We start from the raw sequence: 19469 nt of genomic DNA, 5'->3' as shown, positions 1-19469 counted from the left end.
TTATCTTGCCGCCCATAGAGTTGATGCCGGTCAACGGCGCGATCCATGGGAGGGCCTGAATGGCACTGTTTTCACGCAGATTCGGTCTGGCGGCGGCGTTGGTCGCGGCTCTTGCGGTGCCTGCTTTCGCCCAGGCGCCCGCGCCGGCGCCCGTGCGCGGCGGCGCGCTGACGATCGGGGTCGAGAGCGACTTCGAAGGCTTCGATCCGATCCGGGCCGGCGTCTATTCGAATTCGACGGTAACCGCGGCCTCGCTCTTCTACGAGACGCTGATGCGGCTCGACGATAAGGGCAACCTGTTGCCGGCGCTCGCCTTGTCGATGACGCCCAACGAGGATGGCAGCGTCTGGACGGCCAAGATCCGGCCGAACGTGAAATGGCACGACGGCACGCCGTTCACGGCCCAGGCCGTGGCCGACCATTTCAACCGGCTGCTCGATCCGGCCAACCGCTTCGCCGGGCGTGCCTATCTCGCCATCGAAAAGGTCGAGGCTCCGGACGATCTGACCGCGGTGTTCAAGATGCGCGGGCCGAACGCGGCGCTGCCGCGGACGCTGGCGCAGCCGACCGTCACGACGCTGATCATCCCGGTGAAGCTCGCGCAGGAAAAGGGCGCCGACTACAACCGCAATCCCGTCGGCACCGGCCCGTTCGTCTTCAAGGAATGGCGTGCCGCCGACCGGCTGGTCGCGGAGCGCAACCCAAATTACTGGGACAAGGACAAGCCCTACCTCGACCGCGTGACGGTACGACCGCTGCCGGATTCCGACGCCCGCTACGCCAGCCTGGTGAAGGGCGACGTTCAGGTGATCTGGGAGGATCGCGCCGAGAACATCGTCAAGGCGAAGAAGGACAAGAACCTGCGCGTGCTGCAATGGGTGGGCAGCGGCGCGCTGGTCATTCCGCTCAATACCCAGCGCGAGCCGCTGAACGACAAGCGGGTGCGCCAGGCCGTCTCGATGGCGCTGAACCGCAAGGCCAACGCCGCCGTGCTGACCCAGGGTCTTCGTCCTGTCCATGACGATCCGTACGGGCCGAGCTCGGGCATCGAGTGCAAGGAAACCGGTGCGCTGAAGTACGATCCGGCAGCGGCGCGCAAGCTGATCGCAGACTACGGCAAGCCGGTGAAGCTCACCATGACGGTCACTGCCACGCCACGCGGCCGCGAGGGCGCCCAGGTCTTCCAGGCCGACATGAAGAAGGCAGGCATCGATGTCGAGATCAAGCCGGTCGACCAGACTCAGCTGGTGAAGGAGGCGCTCACGCGCGACTTCCAGGTCACCGGCTGGCGCATCATCGACCTGGCTGACGTCGATCCGCAGATGTTCGCCAACTTCCATTCAAAGAGCCCGATCAACTTCTCCGGCTACAACAACGCCGAAGTCGATCGCCTGCTGCTGGTCGGCCGCACCAGCCTCGACGAGAACAAGCGCAAGGCGGCCTACTGCGACCTGATCAAGATCCTGAACGACGACGCGGTCTGGCTGTGGTCCGGCAGCAACATCGACTTCGCAATCACCCGCGCCAACGTGCGCGGCATTCCGGCTCTGCGCGGCGGTGCGGTGCAGGTCGAGGGCGCGTGGCTCGCGAAGTAGGGCCGGTGCGGGAGCGATTGGCGTAGGCGTTTCCGATGCCGTGGCTCGTGCGCCAGGTGGTGCGGCTTGTGGTCGTGCTGTTCTGCGTCACCCTGCTCACCTACGCGATCGTCAACATCCTGCCGGGTGACGTGGCGATCGTGATCCTGGGGAGTCTCGCGACGCCCCAGGACATTGCTGGCCTGCGTGCCGATCTCGGTCTCGATCGGCCGATGCTGGTCCGATACTTCGACTGGCTGGGATCGGCGTTGTCGGGCGATCTCGGCCGCTCCTATCGCAACGGCGAGCCGGTGGTGCAGGCAATCCTCGACCGGCTGCCGGTGTCGCTGCAGCTCATGGTGATGGCCCAGGTCATTGCGCTGGGCATCGCGATCCCGGTGGCGCTGCTTTCGGTGCGGCGGCCCGGCGGCCTGTTCGATCGCATCTCGGCCTCGGCCGCCTTCGGCTTCCTGGCGATGCCCAACTTCATGCTGGGCATCGTGCTGATCTACCTCTTCTCCGTGACCTTCGACCTGCTGCCGGCGACCGGCTTCACGCCGATGTCCGAAGGCCTGTGGGACAATCTCGAATCGATGATCCTGCCGTCGCTGACCCTGGGACTCATCGAGTGGACGGTGCTGATGCGCGTCCTGCGCTCGGACCTGCTGACCACGCTCAAGGAGGATTTCATCCTGTTGGCGCGGGCCAAGGGCCTGCCGCAGTGGCGCGTCCTGCTGCAGCACGCGCTGCGGCCCTCGTCGTTCACCCTGATCACCATCCTCGGGCTCAACATCGGCGGGCTGATCGGCGGCGCGGTGATCGTGGAGCAGATCTTCGCGCTGCCGGGCGTCGGCCGGCTGCTGCTGGGCGGCATCTTCAACCGCGACCTGATCCTCGTGCAGGGGACCGTGGCCTTCATCGCGGTGGGCTTCGTGGTCATCAACTTCCTGGTCGACATGCTCTACGCCGTGCTCGACCCGAGGGTGCGTCATGTCCGCTTCCGCAGCTAAGGTCGCCGCCATCGCCGCGACGGGGCCGCGCCGCCGCTGGCCCTGGGCGCTCGCCCTGCCGCTGGGCTGGCTGCTGCTCGTGGTCGTGCTGGCGATCACCGCCGACTGGATCGGGCTGCCCGATCCGTCGGCGCAGGAGCTGATCCTGCGCCGCAAGCCGCCCTCCGCCGAATTCCTGCTGGGCACGGACAATCTCGGACGCGACATGCTCTCGCGCGTGATCTACGGCGCCCGCACTTCCCTCATCGTCGGCATCTGCGCGCCGTTCCTCGGCTTCCTGGTCGGCGGTGCGATCGGGATGAGCGCCGGCTACTTCCGCGGCAAGGTCGACGTGCTCGCGGTCGGGTTCATCGACATCCTGCTCGCCTTCCCGTCGCTGGTGCTGGCGCTCACCTTCACCGCCTATCTCGGGCAGAGCCTGTTCAACGTCACCCTGGCACTGGGGATCCTGTCGATCCCCGCCGCAGCGCGGGTATCGCGGGCCAATACGCTCGCCTGGGCGAACCGCGACTTCGTACTGGCTGCCCGCACCGTCGGGGCCAGCGACTGGCGCATCCTGACGCGCGAGATCCTGCCCAACCTGCTGCCGCCCATGTTCGCCTTCTGGCTGGTGGCGATCAGCGTGATCATCGTGGCCGAGGGCGCGCTCTCCTTCCTGGGGCTCGGCATTCCGGCACCGCAGCCGAGCTGGGGCGGCATGATCGCCGACGGGCGCGAGGCGCTCGACGTGGCGCCCTATACCGCGTTGATTCCGGCGGCGGTGATGTTCGCCACGGTCCTGTCGCTCAACTTCGTGGGCGACATGGTGCGCAACATGGTCGATCCGCGGAGGTCGGCGCTGTGAGCGGCCCGTCTAACACGCCGCTCCTGTCGGTTCGCGACGCCCAGGTGAGCTTCTCGACGGTGCGCGGCCCGCTGCGCGCCGTCGACGGCGTGTCGTTCGACCTGCACGAGGGGCGGACGCTGGGCATCGTGGGCGAATCGGGATCGGGCAAGTCCGTGCTGGTGCGCTCGCTGATCGGCCTGGTCGGCGCGGGTTCGGGCGCCGGCGTGGCGGGGCGGGTCCTGTTCGAAGGGCGCGACCTTCGCAGCCTCTCGCCGCGGGAGTTTCGCAGCATCCTGGGGACCGAGATCGGCATCGTGTTCCAGGATCCGATGACCTCGCTCAATCCGGTGATGAAGATCGGTCGCCAGATCGGGGAGGGGCTGCGCCTGAACCGCGGGCTGGATTCGAAAGCGGCGGCGCGCCGCGCCGTCGAGCTGCTGAACGAGGTCGGCATCCCCGAGCCGGAACGCCGTGCGGGGCAGTATCCGCATGAAATGTCGGGCGGCATGCGTCAAAGGGTGGCCATCGCCATCGCGATCGCCTGCGCGCCCAAGCTCCTGATCGCCGACGAGCCCACGACGGCGCTCGACGTGACTGTGCAGCGGCAGATCCTCGACCTGCTGCAGGGCGAGCAGCGCCAGCGCGGCATGGCGATGATCCTGATCACCCACGATCTCGGGGTGGCCGCCGGCCGCAGCGACGACATCATGGTCATGTATGCCGGCCGCGCGGTGGAAACCGCGGCGACGCGGGAGATCTTCCGCTCGCCGCGGATGCCCTACACGGAGGCGCTGCTGCGCTCGCTGCCGCGGCTCACCGATCCTACGCATACGCGGCTCAGCGCCATTCCAGGCCGGCCCCCGGACCTGGCGCGGCGCAGTGGCGGTTGTTCCTTCGGGCCGCGCTGCCTCTATCGTACCGAGCGGTGCGATGCCGAGCAGCCGCCGCTCACGAAGGACGGCGGTCGCGGCTATGCCTGTTTCCATCCGCGAGGCCTGGAGGCGGGAGGGGCGGCATGAGCGATCTCCTCGCCATCCGGAACCTCGTGGTCGAATACCCGGTGGGCGGCGGCCGCCGCGTCCATGCGGTGAGCGACGTCACGCTCACGGTGAAGCCGGGCGAGACGCTCGGACTCGTCGGCGAATCCGGCTCGGGAAAATCCTCGCTGGCGCGCGCGCTGCTGCAGTTGCCGCCGCCCAAGGCCGGCGCTGTCCTGTTCGATGGCAAGGACCTGACGCAGATGCGCGGCCAGGCGCTGCGGGCCATGCGGCCGCGCCTGCAGATGATCTTCCAGGATCCGATTGCCTCGCTCAATCCGCGCCGCAAGGTCGCCGAGATCATTGCAGAGCCGTTGACCGTGTCGGGCGTGTCCGATGCCGCCGAACGCACCCGCCGCGTCCGCGCGGTGATGGAGGCGGTGGGGCTCGACCCCGACCTCGTCTGGAATCGAAGGCCGCACGAATTCTCCGGCGGCCAATGCCAGCGCATCGCCATCGCGCGCGCGCTCGTGCTCGAACCCAGTCTGATCGTGTGCGACGAGCCGGTTTCGGCGCTCGATGTCTCGATCCGGGCGCAGATCGTCAATCTGCTCGAGGACATGAAGGCGCGGTTCGGGCTCACGCTCCTGTTCATCGCCCACGATCTGGCGGTGGTGAAGTCGGTGTCGGATCGTGTGGCGGTCATGTATCTCGGCCGGCTCTGCGAAGTCGCCGATTCGGACTCGTTGTTCGCGACGCCCGCACATCCCTACACGGCAGCCCTCATGGCCGCGATCCCGGTGCCCGATCCGGACGTGCCTCTGGGAGATACGAAACTGAAGCCCGGCGACCCGCCCTCGCCGCTCGACCCGCCCTCGGGCTGTCGTTTCCGCACGCGCTGCCCGCATGCCCAGCAACGCTGCGCGGACGAGGTGCCGCCGCTGCGCCAGATCGCGCAGGGCCGCGAGGTCGCCTGTCACTTCCCGCTGGTCGGCTGACTCCGGCTACAGCGTTCGCGCCGTGGTGCCCTTGTAGAGGATCGGGCCGGTCGGCCGACCGGTCGGCGAACCGCCCGCCGGTTCCAGCGTGATCTCGAAGAGCTGGTCGGCCGCCGTGGTCGGCAGCCGCTCCAGATCGAGGGGCGTCGCCCTGGCGCGATCGAGCAGGCCGACCGATCGTGGACCGATTTCGCGATTCCAGAGGGTCCAGACCTGCAAGGAGCGGCCCGCCGGCACGGTCATGTCGACGAGCGGGATCATCTCCACTCTTCCGTCGGCGAAGGCGTTGACAATGGCGCCGGCCTGCCGCGTCGCGTCGTCGACCAGGATGGCGACATAGACCGGCTTGCGGGCCGCCACCTCCTGCGCGTGTCGCACGGTCACCGTCGTCACGACCGCGAGGGCGAGGGCGGCCGTGAGTCCGGAAAGGGCGGCGATGCGCAGCGCGCCGAGGCTGTTCCAGAACCGTGGGAGCAGCCCGGCCGGCGCGGCCGGGGGTGCGGGAATCGCCGTGCCCATGCCGGCCTCGATCCGCCGCCACAGCTCTTCGGCCGGCACGAGCGGCTCTGCGGTATCGTCGAAAGCCGCGAAATGCTTCTGCCAGGCGGCGACCTCGCGCGCGAACGCGGGATCGGAGGAGAGGCGCCGCTCCGCGGCGGCGTGCGTCTCGGGCATCAACAGGCCCAGGACGAATTCGGCGGCGTGAATCCGGTCGTCGCGGTCGGGCGTCATCCCAGGCACTCCTGCAGGGAGACGAGGCCACGACGTATCCAGCTCTTGATGGTGCCCAGCGGCACGCCGAGGCGCCCCGCCAGCTCGCCGTGGCTGAAGCCGTGAACATAGGCCAGGACGATGGCGCTGCGACGCCCGGTATCGAGTTGCTCGAGACAGTGGCGCAACGCGCTCGACTCCGGCAGCCGCGCCAGGGCCGAATTGGGTTCCGGCATCTCGTTGTCGGTCGGCTCGTCGGGGCCGAAGCGCCCTTCGTCGCGCAGGATCGTCAGAGCCTGGTTGCGTACGATGGTGTAGATCCAGGCGCGCGCCGTGCCACGCGCCGGATCGAAGCTGCGCGCGCTGCGCCAGATCCGCATGAAGGCGTCGTGTGTCGCCTCCTCGGCGAGATCGCGCCGCCGCAGGATGCGCATCGCCACGCCCACCATGCGGGCGGCTTCGAGATCGTAGATGACGCGCAGCGCCGAGCGCTCGCCGGCGGCGCAGCGGACGATCGCGGCCGAGACCCCTGCCTCGAGTTCGGTTCGATCGGAGGACGGGTCTGCCGTCATTGCTTCCTGCCCGTCTCCGTGTTGTTGCCGCGCCCGCCGTTAGCCCTGGGCCGTCTTGGAGAGTACTTCGGAAAGCGGCACTTGGATGCATCCGCCGATCGCGATTCTTTTTTCGGCCGCTGCATCCAATCGAACCACCCGGCCGGTATCCGCTGCATGACCCGCTCATGGGTCGGCAACGGAAGGAGAGATCCAATGACGGTGAAGGCAATCCTCGCGGCCTCGACGGCCCTGGTGACCGTGGCGGGTACGGCGCAGGCCGCGGATGTGGCCGCCCTGATCGGCAACGACACGATCGCCATCGTCGATACCTCGGCCAAGAAGGCGACGAAGAAGGTGAAGATCGACGGCGTCGCCGGTCCCGTGGTCGGCATCGACGTGCGTCCGGCCGACGGGATGCTCTACGCCCTGGCCGCCGACGGCACGCTCTACACCATCGCGATGGATGGCAAGGCCACGAAGAAGTCCAAGCTCGAGACGATGCTGCCGGCCGGCGCCGCCGCGACGGTCGACTTCAACCCGGTCGCCGATCGGCTGCGCGTCATCGGCAGCGACGGCACAAGCCTTCGCGTCAACGTCGACGACGGCAAGGTCATCAAGGACGGCAGCCTGAAATATGCCGACGCCGATGCCAACAAGGGCAAGGCACCCAAGGTCATGGCCGGCGCCTATACGAACTCGGTCAAGGGCACGAAGGAGACGGCGCTCCTCAACGTGGACAGCGCGACGGGTGCCCTGGTGAAGCAGGTGCCGCCGAACGACGGCATCCTCAACACGGTCGGCGCGCTGGGTCCGAAGGTCGACGTCGTCGCCTTCGACATCTGGTCGGACGGCACGAAGAACGAAGGCTGGGCCGTGACCGGCGACCAGCTCTGGTCGATCGACCTGGCGACCGGCAAGGCCACGCAGGTGGCCAAAATCGAGGGGTTGGGTGGCCCCGTCACCGACATCGCCATTCTGAAGAAATAGCGCAACCTGAAACGAAAACGGCGGACCCCAGGGTCCGCCGTTCTCTCGTAACCGATGCCACTGGCATCGGTCTCGCCGATTGGTCGGAGCGAGAGGATTCGAACCTCCGGCCCCTAGCTCCCGAAGCTAGTGCTCTACCAGGCTGAGCTACGCTCCGTCAGGATTTGCGGACTCCGGCCCGCGGCGAGGCCGGGGTTATAGCCGCCACCCCGGTGGGTCGCAAGGGCCGAGCCTGCCCGCTATAGTCGCCACGTGATTCGGGTTCGGGGGGATAGATGGCGAAGGAAAAGCGGCTGAAAATCGCGCTGATCGGCTACGGCGCCATCAGCCAGATGCTGTTCGACGTGTTTCGCGAGAAGAAGCCGCCCATCGACATCGTGGGCGTCCTGGTGCGCAAGGGCCGCGTCGCGGCGACGCAGAAGAAGCTCGGCAAGAAGGTCGCCGTCTTCGATGACCTGAAATCCCTGCTCAAGCTGAAGCCCGATGTCGTGGTCGAGGCGGCGAGCCAGCAGGCGGTGCGGGACTGGGGCGAGACCATCCTGAAGAAGGGTTTCGACTTCATGGTGATCGCGACCGGTGCCTACGGCGATCCGGCGCTGTGGAAGAAACACCTGAAGGCAGCGGAGAAGGGCGGGGCGCGCCTGCGCCTGCCGGCGGGTGCCATTGCCGGCCTCGATGGTCTGCTCGCCATGCGGCTCGGCAAGCTGGAGCGGGTGAAATACACCTCGATCAAGCCGCCGCATGCCTGGACCGGCACCCCGGCAGAGACCGAGTTCGACCTGCCGTCGATCAAGGAGCCGACGGTCATCTTCCGCGGCTCGCCGGCCGATGCGGGCCGGCTTTACCCGAAAAACGCCAATCTGGCGGTCACGGTGGCGCTCTGCGGCGCGGGTCTCGACAAGACCGAAATCGAACTGGTGGCCGACCCGACATTGCCGCCCGGCACCAACGCCAGCAAGCTGGAGGTCGTCTCCGATTCAGGCGAGCTGAAGCTCGAGCGGCTGGGCCGGGCCATGCCGGACAATCCCAAGACAGGCGTCCTCACGGCCCTCACCATGGCGGACGAGCTGATGAAGATCGTCCGCCACAGCGACTGGTAGAGGTCAGCGCGGGCCGGGGCGGCCCATTGCAGGACCGCCATGATGGCCCATGCCGCCACGTGGGCGGTCCAGGATGGCCTTCTGCTCGGGCGTCAGGACGGCGACCAGCGCCGTCAACGACGGTTTCACCGCCTCGATGGTCGCGACGCGGGCTTTCATCATGTCCTCCTGCATCGTGAGCCGCTCGAGATAGGTCGGCCGCTCCTTCATCTCCGCGGGAAGGGTCTGGCAGCGGGCCATCGTCTTGGCGCTGGCCTCGTCGGCCGCCTTCTCGAAGGCGTTCCAGGCGGTCATCTGGTCGGGCTTCAGCTCGAGCCGGGCCTTGAGGTAGGCGCGATCGCCGATCCGGCGGGCGGCCATGTCGAGGCACATCGACTTGGGCGAGAGGCCGCGCTCCATGGCGCGGTTGCCCGGTTCGCCGTGGACGTGCTCGCGCCGCGCGGCCGGAGGCGGCGGCGGACTCGGCGGGGTGGCCTGCGCGAGCTCGATCATGTCGTCCTCGAAGAAATCGAAGGCAGACGCAGGGGTGGCGAAGGCAAAGCCGGCCGCCAGCACGAGGGCGGAAGGCAGGAGCAGGGAGCGGATCGACATCGGGAACCTCACCATGAATTGGCTGTTCCTGACATACGGAGGCAGGTTGCCTTGTGTGCCCGGCGCCAACGTTAAGTTATGTAAAGTTGAGCCGCTGCTCTGCCATCCAGACGGCGAATGCTTCGCGTTCGCCCGGCGTCATGTGGAGCCCTTCCTTGGTCCGGCGCCACAGTACGTCCTCGGCCTCGACGGCCCATTCGTCCCGTACGAGATGGCGGACTTCGACCTCATAGAGAGAGCCGCCGAAGTGGCGGCCGAGATCGTTCACGGTCTTCACGTTCTCGAGCAGATCGTCGAGTCCCGAGCCGTGGCGCCGGGCGAGGATGCGCACCAACGCCTTCGGTAGCCCCGGCTTGCTGACGGCGGCACCGTCGACAAACCTGTCGAAGGCCTCCTCGAAGGTCGGTGCGTCGGCCATTTCGCCGTCGTAGAGCGCGCGGCCATCGGTCCAGGGGCCACCCATGCGCGGGAAAAAGGGCTGAAGATCTCGCAGCGCATGCTCCGCCAGGCGACGGTACGTGGTGATTTTGCCGCCGAACACGGAAAGAATAGGGGCCCTGTCCTGCGGGGTGCCATCGACTTCGAGGTGGTAGTCGCGCGTCACCTTCGAGGGGTTGTCGTCGCCATCATCGAACAGCGGGCGGACGCCGGAATAGGTCCAGACCACGTCTTCCGGCCGCACGGGCCTCGCCATGTAGCGGCTGACGATGTCGCACAGATAGGTGACTTCCTCGGGCGAGCAGACCGGATGCTCGCCATCCTCGACCGGTATGTCGGTGGTGCCGATCAGGGAGAAGTCGCGTTCGTAGGGAATGACGAACACGATGCGGTTGTCGCTGTTCTGCAGGATGAAGGCGTGGTCACCGTCATAGAGGCGCGGCACGATGATGTGGCTGCCTTTCACCAGGCGCACCCGCTTGGGCGTCTTGATCTCGGTTTCCTCGTCGAGGAAGCGCTTTACCCAGGGGCCGGCGGCATTCACCAGCCCGCGCGCCCTGAGATGTACAGGCACACCGCCGGGGCCCTGGAGTTCGATGTTCCACAGCTTGCCGTCGCTGCTGCGGCGGGCCGAGACGCAACGATGGCGGGCATAGATCTTCGCGCCCATCTCGCGCGCCGACTTCAGGTTGGAAATCACCAGTCGTGCATCGTCGACCCACCCGTCCGAATAGACGAAGCCCTTGCGGAAGCTTGGCTTGAGGCCAACGCCGAACTTCGAGCCCGGCAGGTCGACCGCGATCGACTTGGGCAGGGTCATGTGCCAGTCGAGATGGTCATAGAGCCAGAGGCCGAGCCGCAGCATCCAGCGCGGCCGCAGGTGCGGCTCGTGCGGCAGCACAAAGCGCAGGGGCCACGAAAGATGTGGCGCCTTGGCCAGCAGCACTTCGCGCTCCTGCAGCGCCTCGCGGACCAGCCGGAATTCGTAGGTCTCCAGGTAGCGCAGGCCGCCATGGATCAGCTTTGTCGCCTTGGAAGAGGTCGCGCTGGCGAAATCGTTCATTTCGCAGAGGCCGACCTTGAGTGCCCGTCCCGCGGCGTCGCACGCGATGCCAGCACCGTTGATGCCGCCGCCGACCACGAACAGGTCGAGCGGCTCGCTCTCCATTCCATTCATGGGCCTTCTATAGCCCGCTTGACCGGGTTTCGCAGGGACCTCAAAAGGCCGCATGGGTTTTCTGCTCAAGATCGTGCTGTTCGGCGTCGCCCTCTATGGGGCGTACAGGACTTTTCGGCACTGGAAGGGGCTTTTCGACCGCTTTACGGGCAATGCGACCCCGCCCCAGCGCCCATCGGCGCCGCCCCCCGCCGAGCCGCCGCCGCCCGCCCCGGCGCCCCGCAAGCCCGTGGTGATCGAAGATACCGTCCAATGTGCCGGCTGCGGTGCCTATATTCCGACCACTGTCGAAAAGTGCAGCCAATGCGGCCGTCCAAGGCCATAAGGCCGCAGCATGCCGCCAGCCTTGACCGGCTGGGGGGTGGAACCTATTTTGCCGCACCGCAAAAACGGCCATAAGTTGCGGAAATAAAAGGCCTTTAGAGCTTCGGGGAATACCGGTGTCGAACCCCTCAGCAGCGCGCGGGAAACCGACGTGCTTTCAGGAACTGATTCTCACCCTGCAGGATTATTGGGCCGCTCAGGGCTGCCTGATCCTCCAGCCGTTCGACATGGAGATGGGCGCCGGCACCTTCCACACCGCGACCACGCTGCGGGCGCTGGGGCCTAAACCCTGGTACGCGGCCTATGTGCAGCCGTCGCGGCGGCCGGGGGATGGCCGCTATGGCGAGAACCCGATGCGGCTGCAGCACTACTATCAGTTCCAGGCGATCCTGAAGCCGTCGCCGCCGGATATCCTCGAACGGTATCTTGGTTCGCTGCAGGCGATCGGCATTGACACCGCGCTGCACGACATCCGCTTCGTCGAGGATGACTGGGAGAGCCCGACCCTGGGCGCCTGGGGCCTTGGCTGGGAAGTCTGGTGCGACGGCATGGAGATCACGCAGTTCACCTACTTCCAGCAGGTCGGCGGCATCGAGGTCGATCTCGTCGCCGGCGAGATCACCTACGGGCTCGAGCGGCTGGCCATGTACCTGTTCGACAAGAAGTCGGTCTACGACCTGCCGTATAATCGCGCCGATTCCGACGTGCCGCTGACCTATGGCGACGTGTTCCTGCAGAACGAGCGGGAGCAGTCGGCCTACAATTTCGAGCACGCAGACACCGAGATGCTGTTCCGTCACTTCGCCGATGCCGAGAAGGAATGCGGCCGGCTTGTCGAGAAGAAGCTGCCGCTGCCGGCATACGAGCAGTGCATCAAGGCATCCCACGCCTTCAACCTGCTCGACGCCCGCGGCGTGATCAGCGTCGCCGAGCGCCAGAGCTACATCCTGCGCGTCCGCGAGCTCGCCAAGGCCTGCTGCGAAAGCTGGCTCGCCACACAGAAGAAGGCTGCCTGAGATGGCCGAGCTTCTTCTCGAACTGCTCTCCGAGGAAATTCCCGCGCGCATGCAGGCGCGTGCGGCCGACGATCTGAAGCGGCTGATCTGCGATGGACTGAAGGGCGCTGGCATCGGCTTCGAAAAGGCGCAGGCCTTCGCGACGCCGCGCCGTCTTGCCCTCGTGGTCGACGGCATCCCCGACGTCCGCGACGATGTCAGCGAGGAGAAGCGCGGGCCTCGCGTCGGCGCGCCCGAGCAGGCCGTGCAGGGGTTCCTGAAGGGCGCGGGTCTCGCCTCGCTCGACCAGGCGGAGAAGCGCGATACCGGCAAGGGCGAGTTCTGGTTCGCCGTGATCACGAAGAAGGGCGGGCCGACGGCCGACGCGCTTGGCGCCGTGATCGATGCCGCGCTGAAAGCCTTGCCGTGGCCCAAATCCATGAAGTGGGGCAGCAGCACCATGCAGTGGGTGCGTCCGCTTCAATCCATCGTCGCGCTGTTCGACGGCAAAGTGCTGAACGGCGAGGTCTTGCCGGGCGGCCAGATGGCCCCGATCGCTTTCGGCGCCACGACGCGCGGCCATCGCTTCCTCTCCAAGGGTACGATCGAAGTCGCGAGCTTTGCCGACTACGTGGCGAAGCTGCGCTCGGCACACGTCATCCTGGATGCTGCGGAACGCAAGAGGATCATCCTCGAGGGCGCGCGCAGGCTCTGTGCCGAGGCGCAGGTCACGCTGAACGAGGACGAGGGGCTGCTGGAGGAGGTGGCCGGCCTGACCGAGTGGCCGGTGCCGATGCTCGGCGGCATCGACGATCAGTTCATGGACGTGCCGCCCGAGGTGCTGATCGTGTCGATGAAGGTGCACCTGCGCTTCTTCACGACCTCGGGCGCCGACGGCAAGCTGGCCAATCGCTTTGTCGTGGTCGCGAACAACGTGGCGCGCGACGGCGGCAAGACGATCGTGGCCGGCAACGAACGTGTACTGCGCGGGCGCCTCGCCGACGCCAAGTTCTTCTGGGACCAGGACCGCAGGACGACTCTCGAAAGCCGCTTGCCGGCGCTGAACCAGATCGTGTTCCACGCCAAGCTCGGCACCCAGGCCGAGCGGGTCAAGCGCATCCGGCGGCTGGCGACGTTGGTGGCGGATCGGCATCCGGAAATGGACCAGGCTTTGGTCGATCAGGCGGCCCGTCTCTGCAAGGCCGATCTGGTCACCGGGATGGTGGGCGAGTTCCCCGAGCTGCAGGGCGTCATGGGCCGCTACTACGCGCTGGACGAGAAGCTGCCGGCTTCCGTCGCCGATGCGATCGGCGATCACTACGCGCCGGCCGGTCCCAACGACCGCTGTCCCACGGCGCCGGTATCGATCGCTGTCGCGCTGGCCGACAAGCTCGATACGCTGACGTCGTTCTGGTCGATCGGCGAGAAGCCGACGGGCTCGCGCGATCCCTTCGCGCTGCGCCGGGCGGCGCTCGGCGTCATCCGCATCGTCGTCGAAAACAAGCTGCGCCTGCCGCTCAAGCCGTTGCTCGAGGCCGATGACCTGCTCGCCTTCTTCGCCGAACGCCTCAAGGTTCAGATGCGCGAAAAGGGTGTGCGCCACGACGTGGTGGACGCCGTCGTCTCGCTGGGTGGCGAGGATGATCTCGTCCGGCTTCTCGCCCGGGTGGAGGCGCTGCAGACCTTCCTCGGCACCGAGGCCGGCCGGAACCTGCTCACCGCCTATGGCCGCGCCGCCAACATCGTCCGCGCCGAGGGGAAGAAGGACAAGGGGCTCGCCGCGAAGATCGCCGGTGCACCGGATGCCGCGCTGCTGGAACAAGACGAGGAAAGAACCGTTGCTACCGCCCTGGATCAGGTGGCGCGCGCGGTGAAACCGGCGCTTGCCGCCGAGGACTATGCGGGCGCAATGGCTGCGTTCGCGGGCCTGCGCGGGCCGATCGACGCCCTGTTCGACAAGGTCACGGTCAACGTGACGGACAGGCCGGAGGTTCGCCTGAACAGGCTGAAACTGCTCAACCAGATTCGCGCTACCATGGATGTGGTGGCCGATTTTTCGAAGATCGAGGGCTAAGCATGGCCAAGTGGGTCTACAGTTTCGGGGATGGCAAGGCCGAAGGCCGCGCCGATATGCGCAACCTGCTGGGGGGCAAGGGCGCCAACCTGGCCGAGATGTCGAGTCTCGGCCTGCCGGTGCCGCCGGGCTTCACCATCACCACCGAAGTCTGCACCTACTTCTACGACAACAAGAAGAGCTACCCGCCCGAACTCATGGACGAGGTGGAGAAGGCACTGGCCTTGGTCGAGAAGATCGTCGGCACCCAGTTCGGCGACGCTGCCAATCCCCTGCTGGTCTCGGTCCGTTCGGGCGCGCGCGCCTCGATGCCGGGCATGATGGACACGGTGCTGAACCTCGGTCTCAACGACAAGACGGTGCTGGGCCTCGCCAAATCGTCCGGCGACGAGCGCTTCGCCTGGGACAGCTACCGGCGTTTCATCCAGATGTATTCGAACGTCGTGCTCGACGTCGGCCATCACTATTTCGAGGAAGCGCTCGAGATCAAGAAAGAGGATCTCGGCGTCTCCATGGACACCGACCTCAAGGCCGACGATTGGCGCGCGGTCGTGGCCGAATACAAGAAGCTGGTCGAGAAGCGAACCGGCAAGCCGTTTCCCCAGGAGCCGCGCGAGCAACTGTGGGGCGCTGTCGGCGCCGTGTTCGATTCGTGGATGAACCAGCGCGCAATCACTTACCGCCGCCTGCATTCGATTCCCGAGAGCTGGGGCACGGCGGTCAACGTCCAGGCCATGGTGTTCGGCAACATGGGCGAGGATTGCGCCACCGGTGTCGCCTTCACGCGGGATCCCTCGACCGGCACCAACCTGTTCTATGGCGAGTATCTCGTGAACGCGCAGGGAGAGGACGTGGTCGCGGGCATCCGTACGCCGCAGCATCTCACCGTGCAGGGCAAGCTCGCCCAGAAGTCCGATGCGCCGGCCATGGAAGAGGTCATGCCGGAAGTGTTCAGGCAGCTGGCCGACGTGCGCCAGCGGCTCGAGAAGCACTATTGCGACATGCAGGACATCGAGTTCACCGTGCAGCGCGGCAAGCTCTACATGCTGCAGACCCGCAACGGGAAGCGCACCGCCAAGGCGGCCCTCAAGATCGCGGTCGAAATGGTCAAGGAGGGGCTGATCGACAAGAAGGAAGCCGTGGCTCGCATCGTGCCGGCCTCGCTCGACCAGCTGCTGCATCCGACCCTGGATCCGAAGGCCGCCCGCAAGGTGATCGCCAAGGGCTTGCCGGCCTCGCCGGGCGCCGCTTCGGGCAAGGTGGTGTTCACCGCCGACGACGCCGAGAAGCAGGCGCGCGCTGGCGAGAAAGTCATCCTCGTGCGCCGCGAGACCAGCCCGGAGGACATCCACGGCATGCATGCCGCCGAAGGCATCCTGACCTCGACCGGCGGCATGACCAGCCACGCCGCCGTGGTTGCGCGCGGCATGGGCAAGCCCTGCGTGGCGGGCGCCGGCGACGTGCGCATCGACGGCAAGGCCGGGACGCTCAGCGTGCGCGGCACGGTGGTCAAGACCGGCGAGACCATCACCCTCGACGGCGGCACCGGCGAGATCATGCTGGGGGTCGTGCCGACGGTTCAGCCGGAGCTCAGCGGCGACTTTGCCCAGCTGATGGAATGGGCCGACGAGTTCCGCAAGCTCGGTATCCGCACCAATGCCGAGACGCCGGCTGACGCCGCCCAGGCGCGCAAGTTCGGCGCCGAAGGCATCGGTCTCTGCCGCACCGAGCACATGTTCTTCGAAGGCGACCGCATCGTGGCAGTGCGCCAGATGATCCTGGCCGACGATGAAAAGAGCCGGCGCGCGGCTCTGGCGAAGATCCAGCCGATGCAGCGCCAGGATTTCGTGGAGCTGTTCGAGATCATGGCCGGCCTGCCGGTCACGATCCGCCTCCTCGACCCGCCGCTGCACGAGTTCCTGCCGAAGACATCGGCTGAGATGGAAGTCGTCGCCAAGGACCTCGGCGTCGACGCGAAGGAGGTCGAGGAGCGCGCCAACAAGCTGCATGAGTTCAACCCCATGCTCGGCCATCGCGGCGTGCGTCTCGGCATCTCCTATCCGGAGATCTACGAAATGCAGGCCCGCGCCATCTTCGAGGCCGTGGCGGAGGTCCAGAAGAAGGCGGGCCAGACCGTCGTGCCGGAAATCATGATCCCCCTGGTGGCGACGAAGAAGGAGCTCGACCTGATGAAGGTCGTGATCGACCAGGTCGCCGAGGAAGTGAGCACCGCGTCGGGCCAGAAACTCGAATATCTCGTCGGCACAATGATCGAACTGCCGCGTGCGGCCCTGCGTGCCGGCGACATCGCGGAAACCGCAGAGTTCTTCTCCTTCGGCACCAACGACCTGACGCAGACGACGTTCGGCCTCAGCCGAGACGATTCGGCCTCGTTCCTCGAGAAGTACCAGCAGCGCGGGATCTTCGAGCACGATCCGTTCGCCTCGCTCGACACCGAGGGCGTGGGTGAGCTGATCGAGATCGCGACGGAGCGCGGCCGCAAGGTGCGCAACAGCCTGAAACTCGGCATCTGTGGCGAGCATGGCGGCGATCCGGCCTCGGTCTTCTTCTGCCAAAAGGCCGGCCTCGACTATGTCTCCTGTTCGCCCTACCGCGTACCGATCGCGCGGCTGGCGGCGGCGCAGGCGGCGCTGGGCGGTCCGCTCAAGACCGAATGACGCTGGCCGCGCTCCGCACGGACGGCAAGCGAGCCCTGGCCGCCGCCCTCGCCGGCCTGGAGCGCGACCCCGACAGCGAAGCCTCGCAGGCACTGCTCGACGCCGCATGGCGCGAGCCGCGGGCGCATGTCGTCGGCGTCACCGGTCCGCCGGGCGTCGGCAAATCCTCCCTTTGCGCCGCCCTGGTCGCGGCTTGGCGACGCGCCGGCAGGACGGTCGGCGTGATTGCCGTCGATCCCTCGTCGCGGACGAGCGGCGGCGCGTTGCTGGGCGACCGGGTGCGCATCGTCCATGACGGGGCGGACGCAGGCAGTTTCGTGCGTTCCATGGCCGCCCGCGACCGCCTGGGCGGGCTGGCCGACCAGACCGTGGCCGCCATGGTCGTCATGCGTGCCCTGTTCGATCGCGTGCTGATCGAGACGGTGGGCGTGGGTCAGTCCGAGACGGATGTGGCCGGCGTCGCCGACACGGTCGTCTTCTGCGTCCAGCCGGGCTCGGGAGATTCGCTGCAGTTCATGAAGGCGGGCATCGTCGAGATTCCTCACCTGGTCGTCGTCACCAAGGCCGACATGGGGGCGACCGCGGAACGGGCGCGGGCCGACGTGGCGGGGGCATTGTCGCTGGCCACCGCAGGCGATGCCGGCGACTGGCCGGTCAAGGCGCTGGCCGTTTCCTCCCGCACCGGCGCGGGAATGGACGGGCTGGTGGCGGCGCTGGAGGCGCATCGGCAGCATCTATCGCACGGCGGGCGACTGGCCGTGGCGCGTCACCGCCAGAGCGAGGGTTGGGTCGTCCAATCGCTGCGCGACCGGTTCGGGCGCGACGGCATTGCCAGACTGGGCCGGCTGGGCTTGGATCTGGCCCTTGCGCCCGGCGGGCAGCCCTTTCAGCGGCTGCGCGAGCTCGGCGTTGCCCTGGAGAGACCATGATGAGCCATCCGACCGACGGCAGCTGCATCTTCTGCAAGATCGTCGCGGGCCAGCTGCCGTGCTTCAAGCTGTTCGAGGACGAGGCGACGATCGCCTTCATGGACATCAATCCGGTCAATCCCGGCCATGCGCTGGCAGTTGCCAAGGGTCACTGGCCGACCGTCGACGTCATCCCGCCGGAGATTCTCGCCGCTGTGGCGAAGACCGCCCAGCGCGTGGCCAAGGCTGCCATGAACACGCTGACGCCCAGCGGCCTGAACCTGCTGCAGTCCAATGGAGAAGGGGCGGGGCAGAGCGTGCCCCATCTTCATGTCCATATCCTGCCGCGCTATCCGGGCGACAAGGTGCGGCTCAACTGGACCTACACGCCCGGCGACAAGGCCGAGATCGAGGCGATCTGCAACAGGTTGAAGGCCGCCCTCTAGGCAGCCGCTATCGACCTGCTGCGCGGCGTCGTGGAGAACCACTCGCGTTCGTCCTGGCGGAACTGGTCGCGCACATAGTCGATCACGGTGCGGATGCGCGCACCCTTGTTGGTCTCCTCATGGCTGACCAGCCAGATGTCGCGGACGATCTTGAGATCGATCGGCGCCGCGACGAGGTTCGAAGACTTGGCGATATAGTCGGGGAACACCGAGATGCCGTAGCCCGTCTGCACCGCTTCCATCGCGGCGTAGGACGAGTTGGTGCGCAGGACCACCGAGGTGCTGCGTTCGACCACTTCGCTCCAGGGCTTCATGGCCGGCAGGCTGTGCAGCGTCGTGTGATCGACGACATGGTGATCGCGAATGTCCTCGAGCGTCTGCGGCAGGCCGTACTGCTCGATGTAGGAAGGCGCGGCGAAGATCGACATGTTGACCTGGCCGACGCGCGCGGCGACCAGCTGGTTCGAGGTCGGACGGAAGAAGCGGATGGCGAGATCGGCCTGCCGGGTGGCGAGGTCGAGGACCTGATCGCCGGCAATCACCTGGACGATGATATCGGGATGGGTACGGCGCAGCACGCCCAGGCGCGGCACGAGCCAGTGGGCGGCGATGCCCTCGGTTGCGGCGATGCGAACGATTCCCGCCATCTCGCGGTCGAGGCCGGCCAGGTGCCGCTCGATCGCCGTGGCGTTGGACATCATCGATTCGGCCTGCACGAGTACGCCGCGGGCGGCCGGGGTCACTTCCATGCCGTGGCGGTGGCGGTCGAACAGCTTGGCGCCCAGACGCCGCTCGAGCGCCTGGATGCGGCGACCGACGGTCGTCTGCTTGGTGTTCAACTGGGTGGCGGCGGCGCTGAAGCTTCCGGTTTTTGCAACGGCGAGGAAGAAACGAACGTCATCCCAGTCGCCGAGAATGTTCGGCACCTTGTTCTTGCGCGGAGGGATCGTGACCATGGTGACAATCGATACAATAAGAGTTGCGCTCACGCATATCTGACGCGAGCTCCATGCTCTACATCCTACACCATTATCGGTGAAATGTCGTTTTCTGTCTTATTTTAGGGGGTTAGGCGGCTTTCCGGACCGCGCCGGCACCCTT

Annotated in this window: 17 protein-coding genes and 1 tRNA gene; 12 read left to right on the top strand and 6 right to left on the bottom strand. The window is 66.9% G+C overall.

The annotated features are described in order from the left end of the window. Positions 1 to 59 precede the first annotated feature (59 nt). The 5 genes from Q0Q48_RS23435 to Q0Q48_RS23415 are packed head-to-tail and all read left to right on the top strand — an operon-like array spanning position 60 to position 5385. Positions 60 to 1595 (top strand): ABC transporter substrate-binding protein, encoded by a 1536-nt coding sequence (locus tag Q0Q48_RS23435; RefSeq protein WP_295143443.1) that lies wholly within the window; start codon positions 60 to 62, stop codon positions 1593 to 1595. Positions 1596 to 1630: 35 nt separating this feature from the next. Continuing rightward, positions 1631 to 2584, top strand: a complete 954-nt coding sequence (locus Q0Q48_RS23430) for an ABC transporter permease (protein WP_295143440.1) — start codon at positions 1631 to 1633, stop codon at positions 2582 to 2584. Beyond that, positions 2565 to 3428, top strand: a complete 864-nt coding sequence (locus Q0Q48_RS23425; protein ID WP_295143436.1) for an ABC transporter permease — start codon at positions 2565 to 2567, stop codon at positions 3426 to 3428. Before Q0Q48_RS23430 ends, Q0Q48_RS23425 begins: the two co-directional genes overlap by 20 nt. Further along, positions 3425 to 4429 carry an ABC transporter ATP-binding protein gene (locus Q0Q48_RS23420; RefSeq protein ID WP_295143433.1) on the top strand — a complete coding sequence of 335 codons (1005 nt, stop codon included), beginning with the start codon at positions 3425 to 3427 and terminating at the stop codon, positions 4427 to 4429. The genes Q0Q48_RS23425 and Q0Q48_RS23420 overlap by 4 nt, the downstream gene beginning before the upstream one ends. After that, entirely contained in the window at positions 4426 to 5385 is a 960-nt protein-coding gene (locus Q0Q48_RS23415; protein WP_295143430.1) for an oligopeptide/dipeptide ABC transporter ATP-binding protein, read from the top strand. Before Q0Q48_RS23420 ends, Q0Q48_RS23415 begins: the two co-directional genes overlap by 4 nt. A 6-nt stretch (positions 5386 to 5391) precedes the next feature. Here Q0Q48_RS23415 and Q0Q48_RS23410 read toward each other — a convergent pair whose 3' ends face one another. Both Q0Q48_RS23410 and Q0Q48_RS23405 read right to left on the bottom strand, forming a co-directional pair. After that, positions 5392 to 6117, bottom strand: coding sequence for an anti-sigma factor (locus tag Q0Q48_RS23410; RefSeq protein ID WP_295143427.1), 726 nt, complete (start codon positions 6115 to 6117; stop codon positions 5392 to 5394). Beyond that, positions 6114 to 6668 (bottom strand): sigma-70 family RNA polymerase sigma factor, encoded by a 555-nt coding sequence (locus Q0Q48_RS23405; RefSeq protein WP_295143425.1) that lies wholly within the window; start codon positions 6666 to 6668, stop codon positions 6114 to 6116. Before Q0Q48_RS23405 ends, Q0Q48_RS23410 begins: the two co-directional genes overlap by 4 nt. Before the next feature lie 195 nt (positions 6669 to 6863). Here Q0Q48_RS23405 and Q0Q48_RS23400 point away from each other — a divergent pair, with 195 nt between their 5' ends. After that, positions 6864 to 7637 carry a DUF4394 domain-containing protein gene (locus Q0Q48_RS23400; protein ID WP_295143423.1) on the top strand — a complete coding sequence of 258 codons (774 nt, stop codon included), beginning with the start codon at positions 6864 to 6866 and terminating at the stop codon, positions 7635 to 7637. Between the two features lie 80 nt (positions 7638 to 7717). Here the strand turns inward: Q0Q48_RS23400 and Q0Q48_RS23395 are convergent. Next, a tRNA-Pro gene (locus Q0Q48_RS23395) sits at positions 7718 to 7794 on the bottom strand. 118 nt (positions 7795 to 7912) lie between these two features. Here Q0Q48_RS23395 and Q0Q48_RS23390 point away from each other — a divergent pair. Continuing rightward, the gene (locus tag Q0Q48_RS23390; protein WP_295143421.1) at positions 7913 to 8737 is read left to right on the top strand and encodes an aspartate dehydrogenase; all 825 of its coding nucleotides are present in this window, start codon (positions 7913 to 7915) and stop codon (positions 8735 to 8737) included. 3 nt (positions 8738 to 8740) lie between these two features. On the opposite strand, the gene Q0Q48_RS23385 is transcribed toward Q0Q48_RS23390, so the two are convergent. Next, a complete protein-coding gene (locus tag Q0Q48_RS23385; protein ID WP_295143419.1) occupies positions 8741 to 9328 on the bottom strand; it encodes a Spy/CpxP family protein refolding chaperone in 588 nt (195 codons plus the stop codon). A gap of 76 nt (positions 9329 to 9404) precedes the next feature. Beyond that, positions 9405 to 10943, bottom strand: a complete 1539-nt coding sequence (gene glpD, locus Q0Q48_RS23380) for a glycerol-3-phosphate dehydrogenase (RefSeq protein ID WP_295143417.1) — start codon at positions 10941 to 10943, stop codon at positions 9405 to 9407. A gap of 440 nt (positions 10944 to 11383) precedes the next feature. On the opposite strand from glpD, the gene Q0Q48_RS23375 reads away from it, so the two are divergent. The 5 genes from Q0Q48_RS23375 to Q0Q48_RS23355 are packed head-to-tail and all read left to right on the top strand — an operon-like array spanning position 11384 to position 18368. Continuing rightward, the gene (locus Q0Q48_RS23375) at positions 11384 to 12283 is read left to right on the top strand and encodes a glycine--tRNA ligase subunit alpha (protein ID WP_295143414.1); all 900 of its coding nucleotides are present in this window, start codon (positions 11384 to 11386) and stop codon (positions 12281 to 12283) included. Between the two features lies 1 nt (position 12284). Further along, positions 12285 to 14336, top strand: a complete 2052-nt coding sequence (gene glyS, locus Q0Q48_RS23370) for a glycine--tRNA ligase subunit beta (RefSeq protein WP_295143411.1) — start codon at positions 12285 to 12287, stop codon at positions 14334 to 14336. Between the two features lie 2 nt (positions 14337 to 14338). Next, positions 14339 to 17014: a pyruvate, phosphate dikinase gene (gene ppdK / locus Q0Q48_RS23365; protein WP_295143409.1), complete on the top strand. Its 2676-nt coding sequence runs from the start codon at positions 14339 to 14341 to the stop codon at positions 17012 to 17014. Then, entirely contained in the window at positions 17011 to 17943 is a 933-nt protein-coding gene (locus tag Q0Q48_RS23360) for an ArgK/MeaB family GTPase (RefSeq protein WP_295143408.1), read from the top strand. Before ppdK ends, Q0Q48_RS23360 begins: the two co-directional genes overlap by 4 nt. Next, positions 17943 to 18368, top strand: a complete 426-nt coding sequence (locus Q0Q48_RS23355) for an HIT family protein (RefSeq protein WP_295143407.1) — start codon at positions 17943 to 17945, stop codon at positions 18366 to 18368. Before Q0Q48_RS23360 ends, Q0Q48_RS23355 begins: the two co-directional genes overlap by 1 nt. Here Q0Q48_RS23355 and Q0Q48_RS23350 read toward each other — a convergent pair. Further along, on the bottom strand, positions 18365 to 19324 hold the full coding sequence (locus Q0Q48_RS23350; RefSeq protein WP_295143404.1) for a LysR family transcriptional regulator: 960 nt from the start codon (positions 19322 to 19324) through the stop codon (positions 18365 to 18367). The genes Q0Q48_RS23355 and Q0Q48_RS23350 overlap by 4 nt on opposite strands. Positions 19325 to 19469: the final 145 nt, after the last annotated feature.

The organism is uncultured Reyranella sp., from assembly GCF_945957355.1.
In the GTDB taxonomy this organism is placed as follows: domain Bacteria; phylum Pseudomonadota; class Alphaproteobacteria; order Reyranellales; family Reyranellaceae; genus Reyranella.
Note: the sequence above shows the minus strand (reverse complement) of the source record. Positions and strands in the feature narration are given on the sequence as shown.

Excerpts from the sequence above, each read along its gene's own strand:
- Q0Q48_RS23435 (WP_295143443.1), top strand. The coding sequence starts at position 60 with ATGGCACTGTTTTCACGCAGATTCGGTCTGGCGGCGGCGTTGGTCGCG.
- Q0Q48_RS23430 (WP_295143440.1), top strand. The coding sequence starts at position 1,631 with ATGCCGTGGCTCGTGCGCCAGGTGGTGCGGCTTGTGGTCGTGCTGTTC.
- Q0Q48_RS23425 (WP_295143436.1), top strand. The coding sequence starts at position 2,565 with ATGTCCGCTTCCGCAGCTAAGGTCGCCGCCATCGCCGCGACGGGGCCG.
- Q0Q48_RS23415 (WP_295143430.1), top strand. The coding sequence starts at position 4,426 with ATGAGCGATCTCCTCGCCATCCGGAACCTCGTGGTCGAATACCCGGTG.
- Q0Q48_RS23410 (WP_295143427.1), bottom strand. The coding sequence starts at position 6,117 with ATGACGCCCGACCGCGACGACCGGATTCACGCCGCCGAATTCGTCCTG.
- Q0Q48_RS23405 (WP_295143425.1), bottom strand. The coding sequence starts at position 6,668 with ATGACGGCAGACCCGTCCTCCGATCGAACCGAACTCGAGGCAGGGGTC.
- Q0Q48_RS23400 (WP_295143423.1), top strand. The coding sequence starts at position 6,864 with ATGACGGTGAAGGCAATCCTCGCGGCCTCGACGGCCCTGGTGACCGTG.
- Q0Q48_RS23390 (WP_295143421.1), top strand. The coding sequence starts at position 7,913 with ATGGCGAAGGAAAAGCGGCTGAAAATCGCGCTGATCGGCTACGGCGCC.
- Q0Q48_RS23385 (WP_295143419.1), bottom strand. The coding sequence starts at position 9,328 with ATGTCGATCCGCTCCCTGCTCCTGCCTTCCGCCCTCGTGCTGGCGGCC.
- glpD (WP_295143417.1), bottom strand. The coding sequence starts at position 10,943 with ATGAATGGAATGGAGAGCGAGCCGCTCGACCTGTTCGTGGTCGGCGGC.
- glyS (WP_295143411.1), top strand. The coding sequence starts at position 12,285 with ATGGCCGAGCTTCTTCTCGAACTGCTCTCCGAGGAAATTCCCGCGCGC.
- ppdK (WP_295143409.1), top strand. The coding sequence starts at position 14,339 with ATGGCCAAGTGGGTCTACAGTTTCGGGGATGGCAAGGCCGAAGGCCGC.
- Q0Q48_RS23360 (WP_295143408.1), top strand. The coding sequence starts at position 17,011 with ATGACGCTGGCCGCGCTCCGCACGGACGGCAAGCGAGCCCTGGCCGCC.
- Q0Q48_RS23355 (WP_295143407.1), top strand. The coding sequence starts at position 17,943 with ATGAGCCATCCGACCGACGGCAGCTGCATCTTCTGCAAGATCGTCGCG.
- Q0Q48_RS23350 (WP_295143404.1), bottom strand. The coding sequence starts at position 19,324 with ATGGTCACGATCCCTCCGCGCAAGAACAAGGTGCCGAACATTCTCGGC.